The 16098-nt window shown below is 40.5% G+C and carries 11 protein-coding genes and 1 pseudogene; 7 read left to right on the top strand and 5 right to left on the bottom strand.

All coding sequences use genetic code 11. From position 1 onward, the window contains the following. Nucleotides 1-8 precede the first annotated feature (8 nt). From H6G32_RS27145 to H6G32_RS19285, 3 genes are read left to right on the top strand one after another with little or no spacing between them, the layout of a single operon-like run. Nucleotides 9-131 (top strand): hypothetical protein, encoded by a 123-nt coding sequence (locus H6G32_RS27145; protein WP_255502555.1) that lies wholly within the window; start codon nucleotides 9-11, stop codon nucleotides 129-131. A 16-nt stretch (nucleotides 132-147) separates the two neighbouring features. Next, a complete protein-coding gene (locus tag H6G32_RS19290) occupies nucleotides 148-1254 on the top strand; it encodes an AAA family ATPase (RefSeq protein WP_190461142.1) in 1107 nt (368 codons plus the stop codon). Next, entirely contained in the window at nucleotides 1245-2081 is an 837-nt protein-coding gene (locus H6G32_RS19285; protein ID WP_190461140.1) for a DUF4435 domain-containing protein, read from the top strand. Before H6G32_RS19290 ends, H6G32_RS19285 begins: the two co-directional genes overlap by 10 nt. A gap of 58 nt (nucleotides 2082-2139) precedes the next feature. Here H6G32_RS19285 and speB read toward each other — a convergent pair whose 3' ends face one another. Together speB and H6G32_RS19275 are read right to left on the bottom strand one after the other, a co-directional pair. Continuing rightward, nucleotides 2140-3180 carry an agmatinase SpeB gene (speB, locus tag H6G32_RS19280; RefSeq protein WP_190461138.1) on the bottom strand — a complete coding sequence of 347 codons (1041 nt, stop codon included), beginning with the start codon at nucleotides 3178-3180 and terminating at the stop codon, nucleotides 2140-2142. Nucleotides 3181-3269: 89 nt separating this feature from the next. Then, nucleotides 3270-4460 (bottom strand): RNA-guided endonuclease InsQ/TnpB family protein, encoded by a 1191-nt coding sequence (locus H6G32_RS19275; protein ID WP_190461183.1) that lies wholly within the window; start codon nucleotides 4458-4460, stop codon nucleotides 3270-3272. 565 nt (nucleotides 4461-5025) lie between these two features. Here H6G32_RS19275 and H6G32_RS19270 point away from each other — a divergent pair. Beyond that, nucleotides 5026-5826 (top strand): annotated as a pseudogene (locus H6G32_RS19270) (diguanylate cyclase domain-containing protein); the annotation flags it as partial. Between the two features lie 92 nt (nucleotides 5827-5918). Here H6G32_RS19270 and H6G32_RS19265 read toward each other — a convergent pair. Further along, the gene (locus H6G32_RS19265) at nucleotides 5919-7571 is read right to left on the bottom strand and encodes an RluA family pseudouridine synthase (RefSeq protein ID WP_190461136.1); all 1653 of its coding nucleotides are present in this window, start codon (nucleotides 7569-7571) and stop codon (nucleotides 5919-5921) included. Between the two features lie 141 nt (nucleotides 7572-7712). Here H6G32_RS19265 and H6G32_RS19260 point away from each other — a divergent pair, with 141 nt between their 5' ends. Continuing rightward, complete coding sequence (locus H6G32_RS19260) at nucleotides 7713-8108, top strand: DUF1499 domain-containing protein (RefSeq protein WP_190461135.1); 396 nt, start codon at nucleotides 7713-7715, stop codon at nucleotides 8106-8108. A 5-nt stretch (nucleotides 8109-8113) separates the two neighbouring features. On the opposite strand, the gene H6G32_RS19255 is transcribed toward H6G32_RS19260, so the two are convergent. Then, nucleotides 8114-9199 carry a glycosyltransferase family 4 protein gene (locus tag H6G32_RS19255; RefSeq protein WP_190461133.1) on the bottom strand — a complete coding sequence of 362 codons (1086 nt, stop codon included), beginning with the start codon at nucleotides 9197-9199 and terminating at the stop codon, nucleotides 8114-8116. Nucleotides 9200-9758: 559 nt separating this feature from the next. On the opposite strand from H6G32_RS19255, the gene H6G32_RS19250 reads away from it, so the two are divergent. Together H6G32_RS19250 and H6G32_RS19245 are read left to right on the top strand one after the other, a co-directional pair. Continuing rightward, nucleotides 9759-10493: an ABC transporter permease gene (locus tag H6G32_RS19250; protein WP_242046654.1), complete on the top strand. Its 735-nt coding sequence runs from the start codon at nucleotides 9759-9761 to the stop codon at nucleotides 10491-10493. Nucleotides 10494-11090: 597 nt separating this feature from the next. Further along, nucleotides 11091-12950: a bifunctional serine/threonine-protein kinase/formylglycine-generating enzyme family protein gene (locus tag H6G32_RS19245; RefSeq protein ID WP_190461128.1), complete on the top strand. Its 1860-nt coding sequence runs from the start codon at nucleotides 11091-11093 to the stop codon at nucleotides 12948-12950. A 221-nt stretch (nucleotides 12951-13171) separates the two neighbouring features. Here the strand turns inward: H6G32_RS19245 and H6G32_RS19240 are convergent, their stop codons facing one another. Beyond that, nucleotides 13172-14146 carry a DUF1517 domain-containing protein gene (locus tag H6G32_RS19240; RefSeq protein WP_190461126.1) on the bottom strand — a complete coding sequence of 325 codons (975 nt, stop codon included), beginning with the start codon at nucleotides 14144-14146 and terminating at the stop codon, nucleotides 13172-13174. Nucleotides 14147-16098 lie beyond the last annotated feature (1952 nt).

Here is a 16098-nt window from a genome sequence, read left to right as displayed (position 1 = left end):
CATTTGGGATGGATGTTAATTTTACTCTAGTTGGGTTGCTGTTTTGCGGGTTGTTGGGCAACAGCACCTGCGTAGCGATCGCTCGCCATATTTGCCAATATAAAGATATGATTGGTTTAATCCACTATTAAGGGGAGCAACTAACAAATGAAAATAGAATCTATCTATATTGAAAATTTCAAAAGATTTGAAAACTTAAGGGTTTCTTTTAAAAATAAAACCCTTAATGAAGTTAGCGATCGTTTCTTAGTTCTAGGGGACAATGGTTCTGGCAAAACAACATTATTACAGGCAATTGCTCTGCCGCTATCACTGGCAACCGGGCGGATTCACAAAATTTCTGATTTTGATTGGATTGGGTTTCTCCCTGGACGCTACTGGCGATGGGGAACACCACGAATCGAGTTAGAAGTATCTTTTGAAGAAGAAGAACTAGAAGCAACTCGTGAGATTGCCAGAAGATGGTATGATGCCCAGCCACCAGAATTTCGGTCTGAGCGAGCATTTGTAAAACCAGGTGACAGTCGTATAGTTAAAGTTATTTTGAGTGGAGATTTCTGGAAAGCTGGTAATACGCCTGAAGAACGTTCTCAATTTCGCGGACGCTATTATGCACAGTGGTTTATCAATCGTGGTGATCAATCTGTTCGCCATTACTTCTCTAAACTTCCAGGAATTTTTTGGTTCGATCAGTTTCGTAATTTAGGAGCTAATCCAAATCACGAAGCAGGAGAAGGTAAAAAAGAGCTTAGAAGTGAAACTTCTTTTGAGTTAGGCGTTGGTAGTTTACGTCAATATCTGATTCGTTGGAAACGTAGACAAAACCCTGATATTAGTTTTGAAAATGATTACCTTAAACAGTTAGAAAGATTATATAAGAAAGTATTTACTGACCGTTATTTTGCAGAAAATCTAGAGGAACTTCCAAGTATAGATTCTCCAACAGAAGAAACTACATACTTCTTACTCAGTGATGGACATCGAACTTATGACGTTGCTGAAATGTCTGCTGGTGAACAATCAATTTTTCCTATCCTCTACGAGTTTGTTAGGCAGCAAATTGCATATTCAGTTGTCTTAATTGATGAAATAGGCTTAAATTTACATCCCTCAGCATCTCAATTTTTTACTGCTCAGTTAATGAAAATTGCCCCAACTTGTCAATTCATTATCACAACTCATTCGGAAGCTGTAAGCAATGTAATTAGTCAAAGTGACATATATCGGCTACCAGGAGGGGTTTTGTGTCTGTAGGTGTTCTTTACTGTGAAGGAAACTCTGGCAGTTATGATATAAGACTTCTTCGTCAACTTTTGCCTAAATGCGAAATTAAACCCCTTGGGGGAAAAAGTTTTATGGAAAAAATTATTCCTGATAGAGTAGTCATATCAAATCTAGCTGGAATAGTTGATCGTGATTTTGATAACTATGAGTTTATCCCAACAGACTCACCACTTCCATACAACTATGAAGGAGTACAAGTAGGTTGGAAGTGGCAAAGAAAAGAGATAGAAAATTATTTGATTGATCCAGTAGTTGTTCAACGTACTGTAAGGAATAAACTTCCATCTATGGATTCATACCGTGAAGCTTTAGATGCATCTGTAAAACAAATTGCAGTGTATACAGCCGCTCGTTTTGCTCTAAATTACTTTGGGTTCCCTAATTCTTGGGGTGAAGCAATTAAAAACGTATTTGGTTCACAACATCCCTTTCCTAGGGGTAAAAATAAGGAAGCCTGTCAAATAAAAATAAGGGAAATAGTTCAAAGTAAGAAAGGAGAACGTATAGTTACAGCAGATGCTGTTTTAGAAAAATTTGAAGAGTTACTTCCATCTTTTAGCCCTGGTGGATTTCATTTTGAAAATTACCTAACTTTTTTTGCAGGTAAAGATTTATTGTGTAGCATGGAAAATAAATTAAGAGAATTTGGATTTGAGTCAAAAGCTTCAGGGGTTAATAGTCCAATTCCAGTTTTTTTAGACCAAGTTGTTAAGAAAATAGAGCGAGAGGAAGATGTTTGGAAATGGCTGCCAGAATGGGAAGTATTAAGGGAAGAATTTATCAATGCTAGTTTTTAATTTTGGCATTTTAAACATAACCATGCTTAAAATTTTGATTCTCTTTGTTCATGATGTTCTATTTTATCTGAGATAAATCTAGCAAGTTCGCCAGTTTATAAACAATCCGCGCACCTACATTTCCATCCCACTCAGCATCACCGACTTCGCAGAGATCAAAACCTATAATCTTTCTGCCGCTATTTACTAATTCCCGAAATAAGCAAAAAGTTTGCTCTAATTCTAATCCACCAGGCACAGGTGTACCTGTACTTGGGCAAAGTTTGGGATCTAAACCATCAACATCAAAGCTGATGTAAACGGACTCAGGTAAATGGCTGATAATTTCTCGGCAGATATCAATCCAAGTCGTGCCAGAATAAAGCTTTTGTTTAATTGCTGCGTCGTAATAAGCGACAATTCGATTATTCGATTGGTTAATTATTTGCACTTCATCATGGCAAATATCCCGCACTCCTACTTGCACTAATTTGGAAATTTGCGGGATTTTTAACCCATTAAACATGATGGATGCATGGGAAAACTCAAATCCTTCATAGGCATCGCGTAAGTCTGCGTGGGCGTCTATGTGCAAAATGCCAAAATTTGAATATTTAGCGGCTAATGCTTGGAAATAGCCTAAGGGTGAACTGTGATCACCACCAATGACTGCAACTCGCTTACCATTGTTAATTGCTGCTTGTGACTGGGTAAATAGCCATTGATTTACCTGTTGACAAGCTTGATTAATTTCTGTCAGCACAGGTATTAAATCTGGTGTATCTGTCAGTTGTTTACCTTCTACCAGCCGTTCAATAATTTTTGCGGCTTCGGCGCGATAATATTTGTTTTTGTCTAACATATCTTGGGGAATTTGTATCATGAAAATTCCCTGTTTCCAGCCATCAGGATGATCAAAATCAAATAAATCGAGTTGAGTTGAAGCATCTAGAATCTGCTGCGGCCCGTTGGCTGTACCAGCACCGTAGGAAACTGTAACTTCCCAAGGTACTGGGATAACAATCAGGTTTGCAGATTCGTAATCAAAGGGTAAACCAAGGAGATTACCATTTTTTTCACCGACGCTGCTGGGGTTGTAGTCTTGAATTTGATTACTCATCTTTTTCTGGATGTGGGCAGACAAAACGCTGCTTGCTAGACATCTGCATTTTGACACTCCCCGGCGTGAACGCACGGGGATTCTTGAATCTAAGACATAACTTGCTCAAACAGGTTTTCACCAATTTGAGTAGAGGTTTCATCTCCCCAAGCGTTGCTTGCGTCTAGCGCAAAGGTTCCGGTATGTCCTACCGTACCCAATCCTCGACTCAGGATATTTCTAGCTGCGTTTTCATCTCTATCCATCACACAACCACATTTACAAACATGGGTTCGAGTGGATAGTGTTTTCTTAACAATGACACCACAACTAGAGCATTCAAGGCTAGTATACTGCGGGTTAACCGCAACCGTGACGCGCTTAAATACTTTGGCAAAGTATTCAACCCAGACACGGAACTGATACCAAGATGCGTCATTAATAGACTTAGCTAAACAATGATTTTTCACCAAATTTTTAATCCTCAAATCTTCATAGGCTATCAAGTCGTTAGACTGAACTACGCACCGTGCTAATTTCACAGCATGGTCTTTACGTTGCCTACTTATTTTGAGGTGGCGCTTTCCTAAAATCTGTCTAGCCTTGCCTCTATTTTTTGACCCTTTTACTTTTCTGGAAACACGACGTTGTGAACGCTTGAGAACTTTTTCACCAATACGAAGAAACTTAGGATTTTCAACCATTGTTCCATCAGAGTCGGTGTAGTACTCTTTTAGTCCGACATCTAGTCCAACTGTATTTCCTGTCGGTTCTATGTTCTCAAAACGGTTAACATCAATACAGAATTGAACATAAACGCCGTCCGCACGCTTTACCAATCTTACCCGTTTTATTTGGTTGATTTGGTATTCGTGCAAATCACGAGTACCTTTGAGTTTTAATCGCCCAATCCCTTTTTTGTCAGTGAATGTTATGGATTTACGATTATCCGCAAGCTTCCATCCTGATGTTTTGTATTCTACAGAACGACAATCTTTCTGGAATTGAGGATACCCCTTTTTTCCAGAAATTCCCGAATTGCAGTTGTCATAAAACCTAGAGATAGAAGACCAAGCTCTTTCAGCAGAAGCTTGTCTAGCCATTGAATTGAGTTCATTAGCAAAGGGAAAGTTAGCCGCAAGCACTGCACAATATTTCTGCAAATCGTTTTTACCTATATCTTTAACGTCCATCCATAGCCGAATACAGCTATTTCGGATGAACTTTGCAGTGCGAATTGCATCATCTACTGCTGTTAGTTGGGCTGCCAACCCATAAGCTTTAAACTCAAAAACAAGCATCATTTTTACCTCCTGTCTTATACTATCACATTTGGTATAATATTAATCAAATACAATAAAAAGCCGTCCTAGAAGGACGGGGCTTTAGACCCAGTTTTTCGGTAACAGTGCAGGTTATGCTCTGATGGTTCGTCTTCGCTGAATGGTTATGGCTTTACTCAATTTTATATCACCAGTAAGCACAAAAAAAGCGATCGCGGAGGAAAGCCGCTTTGTGTCTAAGCTCAATAGTATGTTCGCCTAGGTTGGGCGTTTCACCATCGGCTTCACTCACTGAAACTTATTTAATCATAAATTCACCTTTAATTCATCCAAACTTTTTATTTAAAATAACCGCTTGAAGATCAGCAATTTTAATTGTGAAGTAAATTTTATCGAAAACTAACAGAATAAATATAAATAAATCTATTAGTGTACAGCCGGATTGGGAAGCATAAAAATATCACCTTATATTGGGCTACTGCCATTGAGATTTATTCGCCTAAATCGTGAATGAAAGTGATAATTTTGCCAAAATACGCCGCAATTAATTAATTTACCAACTCTCAACCCCCGCTCAGAAATGATGAAGCTCAATCACACACTTAATCTGTACTCATCTCTGGCTAATTTCGGATTGCTCAATAAAAGTTACATCGCCAAAATCATGTTGGTAGCATTTTTAGGTACTCACGTACCACTTCTAGCTTTAGTCTTCAGTTTCATCACTTCAAACTCCTATTCCTGGGAGATGACGGTGCGAGTTCTGGTGATTGCTCTGTTGGCTACCTTAGCAGGTACGGCAGCTACTCTTTATGCGCTACGCCTCCTCCTCGCCCCAGTGATTTTGACATCTGTTGCATTACAAGACTATCTAAATACCAATAGATTACCTGAATTGCCCACAGAATTTACTGATGAAGCGGGTACGCTAATGGCAAATACCTCACAAACTCTTCACAAATTAGATGAGTTAATTCACTACATTACTAACTACGATGACTTGACTGGATTGCCTAATCGGGATTTATTTTGTGATCGCCTCCTCCGGGGTGTTGCCCAACCGGAGAAAGACCAGGGGCTAGTAGCTATCCTGTTGCTGGGTATTGATGATTTCACTGGATTGAGTCATGGGTTGGAGCATGAGACATCAAATTTGCTGTTAAGAGCAGTTGCCCAGCGGCTAACAACCTGTATGGCCCCAACAGATTTCCTTGGCCATTTAAGTGGAGATGAATTTGCGATCGCGCGGATGGAAATTCCCACCTTTGAGTCTGTAATCAAGCTATCCCAATTGTTACTGTATACTCTAGCAAAGCCTTTTTCTATCCAAGGTAGCCTGATTCGGATCACAGCCAGCATCGGGATTACAATTAATCAATATGATTTTTACATGAGACCAGAAGTTTCGGGACACAGCATTGCTGTGTCCCTAGGATCAGAAAGTGGTTTATTTACCTGAAAATTGCTGTTATGTCGTCAAAACGGTGTCTCTATTTGCAAATGGAGATTTTCCCCCGATTGGGGATGGTGAAAGCTAAGTTCCCGCGCGTGCAGATATAAGCGATTAGCCACGGCATTGCAACCATAAAGGCGATCGCCTAAAATTGTCACCCCCAATCCTCGTTGATCAGCAGCATGAACTCGCAGTTGATGGGTGCGTCCTGTAATCGGTGTCAACTCCACACGGCTATACTCACCTTCTGGCCTCATTACCCGGAAATGAGTCAAGCTAGGTTTACCCCTTTCCTCATCTACTTGTTGATAGGGGCGATTTTCAGGATTTCCCCATAATGGTAATTCAATCACACCTTTGTCCGTTGCCACAGCACCAGCAAGTATGGCTTCATAAACTTTGTGAATCTGCCGTTGCTGAAACTGCAAACTTAGTTGATGATGGGTTAAGTTATCCCGTGCCAGCAGCAAAATACCGGATGTTTCTTGATCCAAACGATGGACAGATGTAATCGCCATCCCATGGGGTAACAGATGACGCAAGCGACTGAGAATACTATCCTGATTATGGCGATAACGACCAGGTACTGAAAGCAATCCTGGGGGTTTATTTACAGCAATCAGCCATTCATCTTCATAAATTATCGGCACCTCTCCCCAAAGCCCTTCCCAAGTAGGGGGGTGAGGTTTCAATCCTGACAGCAAAAACCCCATTAATGGCTGACAGCGTTCTACACAAGCCCCATAAAATTCCCCCTGAATTTTGTCTCGATTCAGTGAGGATGCACCCCACCAAAATTCCGCCATTGCCAAGGGTTTTAGGTTATATGTTGCCCCATAGTGCAGCAGCTTTGGCGCACAACAATCTCCTGTCCCCGTTGGCAAACCTCCTGGCATCAATTGCTGTAATGATAAGGATTGCCCGGAAAAATTAGTCAGGCTGTAGGCAGCATGCATCTCTGCTTGCAGTCGCCGGGATAGTGCTTGACGCTGTTGCTTGAGTTCTCTAATTTGCTTATCTGCCGCTGTTATTTGCTGCTGGAGTGGCTGCAAAATACAATTTTGTTGGCTTTTAAGGTGTCGGCGCTCAATTCCCTGCTGACGGCTTTCGGCGTCGAGTTGTTCTAGGGCAATTGTCAGGGCTTCTCCTGTGAGAGTTTGGCAAAGTTGCTGGCGTTTTGAGTGTCGTTGCTGTTTGCAGTCTCGATGGCGATCGCACATTGATTGTAACTGCTGCTTAAATTCACTAGCCAGGATTTGATATTCCAGGCGTTCTGGCAGATTTTTTAGGGTAATCAGTTTTTGCTTAATCGTCTCTAACTCAGTTAAAGTCCGGGCTTCTTCTAGGACAACTTGATCCCGTCCGGGAATCGGGGGCACCCAACCTTCAACTACACTGCAACCATGCAATAAACCAGAAAAGGCTTTAATTACCCTTTGTTCACCTGTGGGTAGTTCCACTAGCAAAACGCCGTACATCTTGCCTTCACGGGAATACAGGGGATTTTCCCTCAGGTGTTCCATTAAATTATAGGCGATCGCTTCTACCAAAGCTGTGCGGGGTAGTCTCAGCATCTCCCCACCCTTGGCACTCCCTTCATAGTAATAGCTAGGGGGTGAAACAGGAATTTTCGAGTTGGCGTCGAGAAAATCTGAAAGCTGGTGGAGAACGACCATATTTAAACGAATATTTCAGAATCAGATAGGTTACTTATCTGAAAATACATGAGAAAATGACAAAATACCCTTGATATATGTATATCCTGGTAAATTATAATGTGTGACAGTTGAATTATTCATTTACCAGCATCGAATATTATGATTTTTTCAGGTCAAAGACCAAATAATTTAGGCGTTCGCAATGGTAGATTAGCACCCTGCCCTAACAGCCCTAACTGCGTTTCCAGTCAAAGCTCAGATCCAACACACCAAATTGCACCGCTGACTTTCACAACTACCCCAGAAAAAGCTATCGCCTTTCTCAAAAGAATCATTCAGTCATTACCTAGAACTAAGATAATTACTGAAAGCGAGGATTATTTATATGCAGAATTCAAAAGTGCATTGATGGGTTATGTAGACGATGTGGAATTCTCTCTAGACCCTAAAACTAAAGTGATCCATGTTCGTTCAGCCTCCCGGTTGGGCGAAAGCGACTTAGGGGTAAATCGCCAACGCATAGAAACAATTAGAGCTAAATTCATCTCAGTTTAGATTGCCTAAATACGGCTTTTAGCTAAATCTGCAAAACTGCGGGAATATCCATTCTGAGAAAATTTCTCTGCTAAAATTTGTTGATAAACCGCCTCATATCCATCGGTCATCTGCTGCACACTAAAATGGTTTTCCACATACTCCCGACAGTCATAGCGGTCTAACTCAGGTATTTTATCAATTGCACTGATAAACTCTTGTATGTTATTGCAGAGAAAACCTACCTTTCCATGGGCAATAACTTCTTCCGCAGACCCCAATTTCATCGCAATCACTGGCGTACCTGAAGCCATTGATTCCACCATGACTAACCCGAAAGGTTCCCGCCAGGTGATGGGGAACAAAGTTGCTACAGCACCTCCCATCAAGGCATTTTTTTGAGCATGGTTGGCTTCACCTAAATACTGAATTTGTTCCCCGTCAATGTGGGGTTTAATTTCTTGCTCAAAATATTCTTTATCGACTAAATCTATCTTACCTGCTATTTTCAATTGCCAACCCGTTTCTTTCGCAACGGCAATTGCCAGGTGTGTCCCTTTTTCTGGAGAAATTCGACCCAAAAAAGCCAAGTAAGGTGGATCTTCTGGTTGGGCATGAAACTCATAACTATTAACATCAATACCATTGTAAACAGTAGCTACATAGTTCAGTCCTAACTTTGGTTCCCTTTGTGCCTGGGAAATATTGATATAGGGTTGTTTCTTAGCAAATTTAAACATCTTTTCGTTGTCAGGTGTAAAAATACCATGCAACGTGTGAACTGTAGGGGTACTGACAAGATTGGTATAGGACAGCGCCCCATGTCCCATATGGGAGTGAATAAGATCAAACTCTTCTGCTTGTTCGTAAACTGTAGCCAGTTGTAACGATTCATAGATACCGCAATCTTTGACAGTAGGATCAAGTCGGAGCGCACGGGGATGAACTGACACTAACTTTGCCAAAGTGAGAGAATCTCCTGATGCAAATAGGGTAACTTCGTGTCCCCGTCTGACTAATTCATCAGTTAGCAACCCTACAACCAACTCTATGCCGCCATAAGCTGGAGGTGGTACTCTCTCCCACAATGGGGCAATTTGAGCAATTCTCATTATCAAACTCCTAAGCTATCAGACTGAAATTCCCGGTGTTGGTTTTCTGTTTAAGTAGTGCTTTACAGGAATTATTCATGCACCATAAACTTACTTAGAACACCAATTATATAAAGAAGTACTTCAACATATTATGGGTTTAGTTCTAGATTAATCGTCTACCCTAGGTAGGGAAATTATCCTCAACTAAAGAGGTAGAATGTTATCTCAAAAATAAAGTATGAACTAGGAAATTAAAATATCTAAAATTTACTATGACTGATGCCACAGCCAAAGTTTTCTTTGTATTGATCCCTTGAGAGTTCCTAAAAAACTATCAATAAATTCGCCTTGTGAGAGCTTTAATTTGTGTCGTGTTTGATTTCAAATCACTCCATCAGGCAGGTTCGTACAAGTTGGGAAACAAGATGATGGGGACTGATTGACTTTTGATTTTAAATGTGGTAGTTTTAATTTTGACAAGGAAGAACTATAATAAAAAAATATGAATATCTATCAACAACCAAAAAAACCGCGTGTCTCATGGCAGGCGGTTTTCTCACTAATGATATTTGTGTTCATGTACCTGCCTATAGTGGTACTGACCTTTTATAGCTTCAACCAGTCACCCTACAGTGCAACTTGGCAAGGATTCACCCTTGATTGGTATCGCAAATTGTTCAACGACGAGCGGATTTTATCGGCTTTGAACAACAGCTTAATAGTTGCTGTTTGTGCAGTATTGGTTTCCTCAGTACTGGGAACCTTGATGGCGGTGGGGTTGGCGCGTTATCAATTTCCTCTTAAAAGTTTATATCGGGGTATGTCTTACCTACCCTTAATGATTCCCGATATTGCGATCGCCGTTGCTACTCTAGTCTGTCTAGCAGCATTTGCCATTCCCCTGAGTGTGTGGACAATTGCGGCGGCGCATATAGTCTTCTGTCTCTCCTACGTTAGCTTAGTAGTTTCTTCTCGACTCACCAACTTAGATCCCCACCTAGAAGAAGCCGCACTAGATTTAGGCGCCACACCATTACAAGCCTTTATCCAAGTCTTACTACCTCAATTAATGCCGGCAATTATATCTGGTTGCTTACTAGCCTTTGTCCTCAGTTTAGATGATTTTCTCATCGCCAGTTTTACCGCTGGTAGCGGTTCTAACACCTTACCAATGGAAATTTTTAGTCGCATCAGATCAGGAGTCAAACCTGATATTAATGCCCTCAGTGTGATGTTAATTTCGGTCTCCGCTATTGTCGCTGGTATAGCTGAATTGATTCGCGTCAATGGCGACAATCAAAGCTCAAGATAATATAAGAGTTTCTTAACCCGCGCAGGTGGACTTCCTGGAGAGAAGCCGCTTTGCGTCTTGCCTGTGTAGCTGTGACTTCTAGTCGCCAAGATACTTGATAAATAATCTCTAATAAAGATATTTTAAATACATCATAAATCGAAAATTTCTGTAGCCAGATATCAACTAGAAATCGCGAAACCTATTCTCTTAAAAAAAATATTTTTTGTATGTAGTGATACTATAGCAATCCTATTTGATTTGTGAACATAAAGTGAGTCAGATACCCGACTTCTCTAAGAAGTCGGGTATCTTTGTGTTCACAAATGATTTAGGACTGCTATATATTAATTGCTGAGTAATCAACTATTCTCACTATAAAATTATAGGAAATTAACTATCTATCTACTTGACATAATCACCCGATTATTCTAATATCATTTATATGATCGAAATCCGTGCGCTCATATATATATGCAGATTTAATACTTAAGCTCAGATAAGTCTCACTCCTGATACACAAATAAAGATAGTTCCTTCATCTTTCGTCTTTATTTTTGTTTTCAAGTAGATAATATTGGGGCTAAGTTTGGAAAAGATGCTATTTCCCCCTCATTTATGCAAATCTGCCAAAATCCCAATTGCTCAAATCCATTCAACCCAGACAGCAATAAATTTTGTCAAAGTTGCGGACAAAACAAATTTAGCAACCTTCTAAGAAACCGCTACCGTGTATTGAGGTTATTAGGTGAAGGTGGGTTTAGCAGAACTTATGCCGCAGAAGATGCAGATAGACTAAATGCACCTTGCGTCATCAAGCAATTTTTCCCCCAAGTTCAGGGAACAAGACAACGCAACAAAGCAGCAGAATTTTTCAAAGAAGAAGCCTTTAGGTTATATGAACTAGGAGAAAATCATACCCAAATTCCCAGATTACTAGCTTATTTTGAGCAAGCTGCTAGCTTGTACCTTGTACAAGAATTTATTTTAGGGCCAACTCTCTTAAAAGAAGTTCAACAACAAGCTTATAGCGAAGCAGAAATTCGCCAACTCTTAAGTGATTTATTACCAGTTCTCGAATTTATTCACCAACATAATGTTATTCATCGGGATATCAAACCAGAAAACATTATCCGCCGTGAAGCTGATGGTAAACCTGTATTAATTGACTTTGGCGGTGCAAAGCAAGTAACACAAACCAGTTTAGTTAGACAAGCTACAGTAATTTATACTCTAGGTTATGCCCCAACTGAACAAATGGCGGGGTTTGCTTGTCATGCTAGTGATTTATATGCTTTGGGGGTAACTTGTATCAGACTTTTAACCCAAGATTTACCTTCACAAAATGGTTATGGTCAAATTAATGATCCTCTTTATGATGCGATGAACGCTAAGTGGTTATGGCATGAAAGATTACAGAAAAAAGGCATCACTATTAGCAATGATTTAGAAATAATTTTAGATAAATTGCTGAAACATTTTCCTAGCGATAGATATCAATCAGCAACAGAAGTTATCAACGACTTAAGTTTTACAACATCCCCCGTTGCACTAAAATTTGCGGTAATTCCCCAACCACCATTACCGCCACCACCGCCACCACCACCAGCAAAAGTTAAGTTACCGTTACCGCCTTTACAAACTTTTGATTTTCATGTAGTCACAGTAGACACAGCCGGTAGAGAAGTTAGCCGAGATCAACGCCAGTCGAAATTTTTAGTAGAAGAATTGAGTAAAGCCGTCACTCTAGAAATGGTATTAATTCCTGACGGTATCTATATGATGGGTTCGCCAGAGTTGGAAGGAGATGCAGATGAACGTCCCCAACATCAAGTAATAGTTGAACCTTTTTTTATGGGGAAATTTCCTGTTACTCAAGCACAATGGCGGGCTGTTGCGGCTTTACCTAAAGTCCAACAAACCTTAAATCCTCATCCTGCTAAATTTAAAGGGTTAAATCTACCAGTGGAAAATGTATCTTGGCACGAAGCTATAGAATTTTGTGCTAGGATATCGGCAAAAACTGGACGCGATTACCGTTTACCAAGTGAAGCTGAATGGGAATATGCTTGTCGCGCTGGAACTACGACATCTTTTCACTTTGGCGAAACCATTACTGCTGACTTAGTTAACTGTAGTGGTGGTGATACTTCTGCTGTGGAACCAAAAAGCAAATCTCGTAAAGAAACGACACCTGTCGGCAGTTTTGAGGTGGCAAACAGCTTTGGATTGTATGATATGCATGGGCTAGTTTGGGAATGGTGTGCTGACCCCTGGCATAACAATTACAACGGTGCACCAGCTGATGGTAAGGTTTGGGATGTTGGCGGTGATCAGCATCGCCGAGTGTTGCGCGGTGGTTCTTGGAGTTTCAGTGCAGAACTTTGTCGCAGTGCTAGCCGTAGCTGGAATGAGTCTGATGGTGGGTTGAGGATATGCGGCTTTCGGGTGGTGTTTTCTCTTGAGGAGATGATTTAGGCAGTTTCTCCCACCAAAGGTACTCAGATTAAATAATTAAAAAATAAATTGGCGTTTTTATGGTTTATTGGTGTTGACTTTGCCTTCTAGATTTGTTATGCTAATCTTGATAAGGAAGAACTATCAGTAAATAATCAAAATAATTGCACCCGAAAAAAACCGCTTGCCATCAGACACGCGGTTTTCTAGTTTGTAGTCAGCGCTTCAGTGCTCCTACTCGATCAAACCAGTTTCAAATCAGGATACTCGGCAAACAAATCATCAGATGTCAGGGTATCGCCTTCTGCTTGGGGAGTCCAAAGAACTTCCATGGCTAAAAGTTGTTCGCTAGGAAGGCTACCAATTATCCGCAAAGCTTGACGTAAGTCGTCGGCGCTGTTAATTGGGGGAATTCCTAATTTACCGAGAGTCGCTGCTAGTAAGGTGACGATGAGATATTCTCCAGGCCCTTCGCTAATTAGGCGGGTGGGGTTGTCGAGTTCAGCTGGGGGTAAGGCTTCTTTGGCTAGGGCGGCTTTTAGCTGGTTGTTGACGTTGGAAAGAGTTTCTTCGCTGAATTTGCTGCGTTCGGCTAATGACAAGCGGTTGAATTGAGATTCAGCTGCGTTTAATTTGGCTTGTTGAGTCCCACCACCTGCATATACCCAGTATTCGGGATGGCGCAGTAATGCTAGGCTGGCTTCTTGTAAGATTTCTGCTCTCCCCTCTGGAGTGTTGGTGTCAGCAGTTTCGGCTATGTGGTTGAGTTCGGTTTGCAAACCACGCGCTTGAGCTAATAAACCAACTTGCAAACGGGTGATGGCAACTGTGGAGTTGCTGTTGTAGTCTGCTTCTTCTGTGCTGTTACCGGTGTTGCGGCGGAAGGATTGCACTAAGAAGTTAGCGATCGCCAAAAAGATTAAGATGCTAAACACACTGCCAAATCCGCCCCCAATTCCCCAAAAGGGAATCAAGAAAGGAAAGCCAAAACCACCGCCGCCATAGGGAGCGTAGTATCCCCCGCCACCGGGAGGTGCGTAAGTGCGCGGTGTGTAACTCCGGCTAGAAGGTGCTCTGAAGGAACCACCACCGATGCGGCCACCACTGCGGGCAGCTAATGCGCCATCGGCATGACCAAGGGCTAAACCTAGCACCAGGCTCAGGAGAAAGAAGGTTTTTAACAGGGGTTTGATGGTTTGTTGTAATTTTTTACGCATAGCATAGTCACTGGAAAAACGGTATTTAGTTATGATTGCTTGCAGTACTCGATTAAGTGTTGCGGTGTGTGGCTGACGCCAGTCCTTAACAAGCAAGCAAGTTTTTGATTGTCAGCTACATATTCAATCTACCGCGTCTGCTCTTGGGTTGGGTGCGATCGCATGGGGGATTTCTCACATTGATAACCGTACTACACAGCATCCCCGTAATCGTTAAACTTTGGCATTAATTAATGATTCGCCCTTCTCCGTATCGCAGGATGATTGATCGGCTTTGGGGAAATTGTAGAGCCATTAGATGCAATTTCTCTACAGTCTTCAGGAAAGGAATTGACATCAGGTTTTTGTCATGTATTCCATTTAACTAAAAACCGCTACAATCGTTACTACTATCTGCTGTTATCAAGCTTGGAAATAAAGTTTTCGATTATACATATATTTCTAATTGCCAATTCTTCTTTTGACTGATTGTTTGAGGAGATGAAAACAATCTTAAATAGAGATTGGGGGATAGTTTTAATGGTAATTGCTTTGATAATCTTCTTTTTGCTCAATAATTTGGCTGAAACACTTATCAAGATGAGTGGCAATTAGTTAGGTAATATAATTTTCCTTGTTCTTTGTTTATTAGAAAAAATAGTCATAAAAGTTACATATTCTTGTAAAACATACTAAGGGTAATAACTTCCTCAGGAATATTTGCTATGTAGTTATAATACACGGCTTTCTGTAAAAACCTCTTTTTGAAATGTATCTAGTTAATTGTAAATTTGTATATCAGGCATTGCTTTACAGCGCTAGAGCTATATAATATTTTGTTAAATATGACACTTAAAAGTATGATTAACAAATCCTCTAGTAAATTTAGCTTTAATTGAGAAAATACCTATCATCGCTGTATGGATACGATGCTTGCTATCGTATCTCCTCCATACAAGTTGAAGGATCAAAGAAATAAAAATTAAGCAGTCGAAAATCATTATCAGGGTGTAAAGTCTATTACATAGGCTACAAAATCACCACAATTTTTTTGGCAATTTGGCACTATTATTGGTGGTGTTCAGTATAATCTATTGGTAACAGCTAGATTTAGTAATATCCACAGCAGTCTCTGAAAAATTACTTTGGATATTAACGGTAAGTTCTAGTAAGGGTTCATCATGCAGAAAAATTCTCCAGTGGTGATAAATTGGCAGTCAAAAATAAAATTAAACAAATTAAAAAATAAATCTCCCTAGTTCATGCACTAAAATATTGCTGAAGTTTGTGTGTAGCTTGGGATGAAAGTGGATTTGGAGATTGTGGTTTTGCCAACCATCTATTCCAAAGCGATAATCAGGACAATCAATATCTCCCTTTGCTATGCCTAAGTTAGGTAATGTGAATAGCAATGACACAAAAATGATGTAGGCTCCTGGTTTGTTTTTGCTGCTAGATTGTTAGCTAGAATCAAGGAGAAAGGATGCAAAAAAAAGGTAACTTCGATACAGTATCAGCAACTGCCCCACTGGAATCACAAGGGTTTTGGAGCAAAACTTGGTACAATGCATTTCCCATTTTTGAGAAACATACAGACCTCTTGCCTGTCAGCATCTCTGCGGCTGATAAAGAATACCTGTTGTCAGCCCCTAGATTGATTTGTGGAATGTATTTCTAATTTCATAGTTTAGATTTCATCGTTGACAATTCATCCTTCAATTGACTTGTTGTTCAGTAGCTCTAAGTCATGTAAATACTGATGAACTGATGGAAATTTTCTCTTCTCAAAAAATACCAAAGCTATGGTTGCAACAAGTTATACAATTTTCGATTTTAGACTTTCCTGGGTCATGCTACGCGTTGGCGTATAGCCTGCGCTTTGTGCTTACGTCGTGAGCGCTCAGTCGAATGATTGTGGATTGTGTAGTGCTGACGCACAGCTAACTCCTAGGTGTAGCCTCTCCCAAAAAAGA

It is taken from the genome of Cylindrospermum sp. FACHB-282 (assembly GCF_014697195.1).
In the GTDB taxonomy this organism is placed as follows: domain Bacteria; phylum Cyanobacteriota; class Cyanobacteriia; order Cyanobacteriales; family Nostocaceae; genus Cylindrospermum.
The sequence above is the reverse complement of the archived record's forward strand: the minus strand, read 5'-3'. Positions and strand labels throughout refer to the sequence as shown.

Coding starts and splice junctions, on each gene's coding strand:
- H6G32_RS27145 (WP_255502555.1), top strand. CDS start 9: ATGGATGTTAATTTTACTCTAGTTGGGTTGCTGTTTTGCGGGTTGTTG.
- H6G32_RS19290 (WP_190461142.1), top strand. CDS start 148: ATGAAAATAGAATCTATCTATATTGAAAATTTCAAAAGATTTGAAAAC.
- speB (WP_190461138.1), bottom strand. CDS start 3,180: ATGAGTAATCAAATTCAAGACTACAACCCCAGCAGCGTCGGTGAAAAA.
- H6G32_RS19275 (WP_190461183.1), bottom strand. CDS start 4,460: ATGCTTGTTTTTGAGTTTAAAGCTTATGGGTTGGCAGCCCAACTAACA.
- H6G32_RS19265 (WP_190461136.1), bottom strand. CDS start 7,571: ATGGTCGTTCTCCACCAGCTTTCAGATTTTCTCGACGCCAACTCGAAA.
- H6G32_RS19260 (WP_190461135.1), top strand. CDS start 7,713: ATGATTTTTTCAGGTCAAAGACCAAATAATTTAGGCGTTCGCAATGGT.
- H6G32_RS19255 (WP_190461133.1), bottom strand. CDS start 9,199: ATGAGAATTGCTCAAATTGCCCCATTGTGGGAGAGAGTACCACCTCCA.
- H6G32_RS19250 (WP_242046654.1), top strand. CDS start 9,759: ATGTACCTGCCTATAGTGGTACTGACCTTTTATAGCTTCAACCAGTCA.
- H6G32_RS19245 (WP_190461128.1), top strand. CDS start 11,091: ATGCAAATCTGCCAAAATCCCAATTGCTCAAATCCATTCAACCCAGAC.
- H6G32_RS19240 (WP_190461126.1), bottom strand. CDS start 14,146: ATGCGTAAAAAATTACAACAAACCATCAAACCCCTGTTAAAAACCTTC.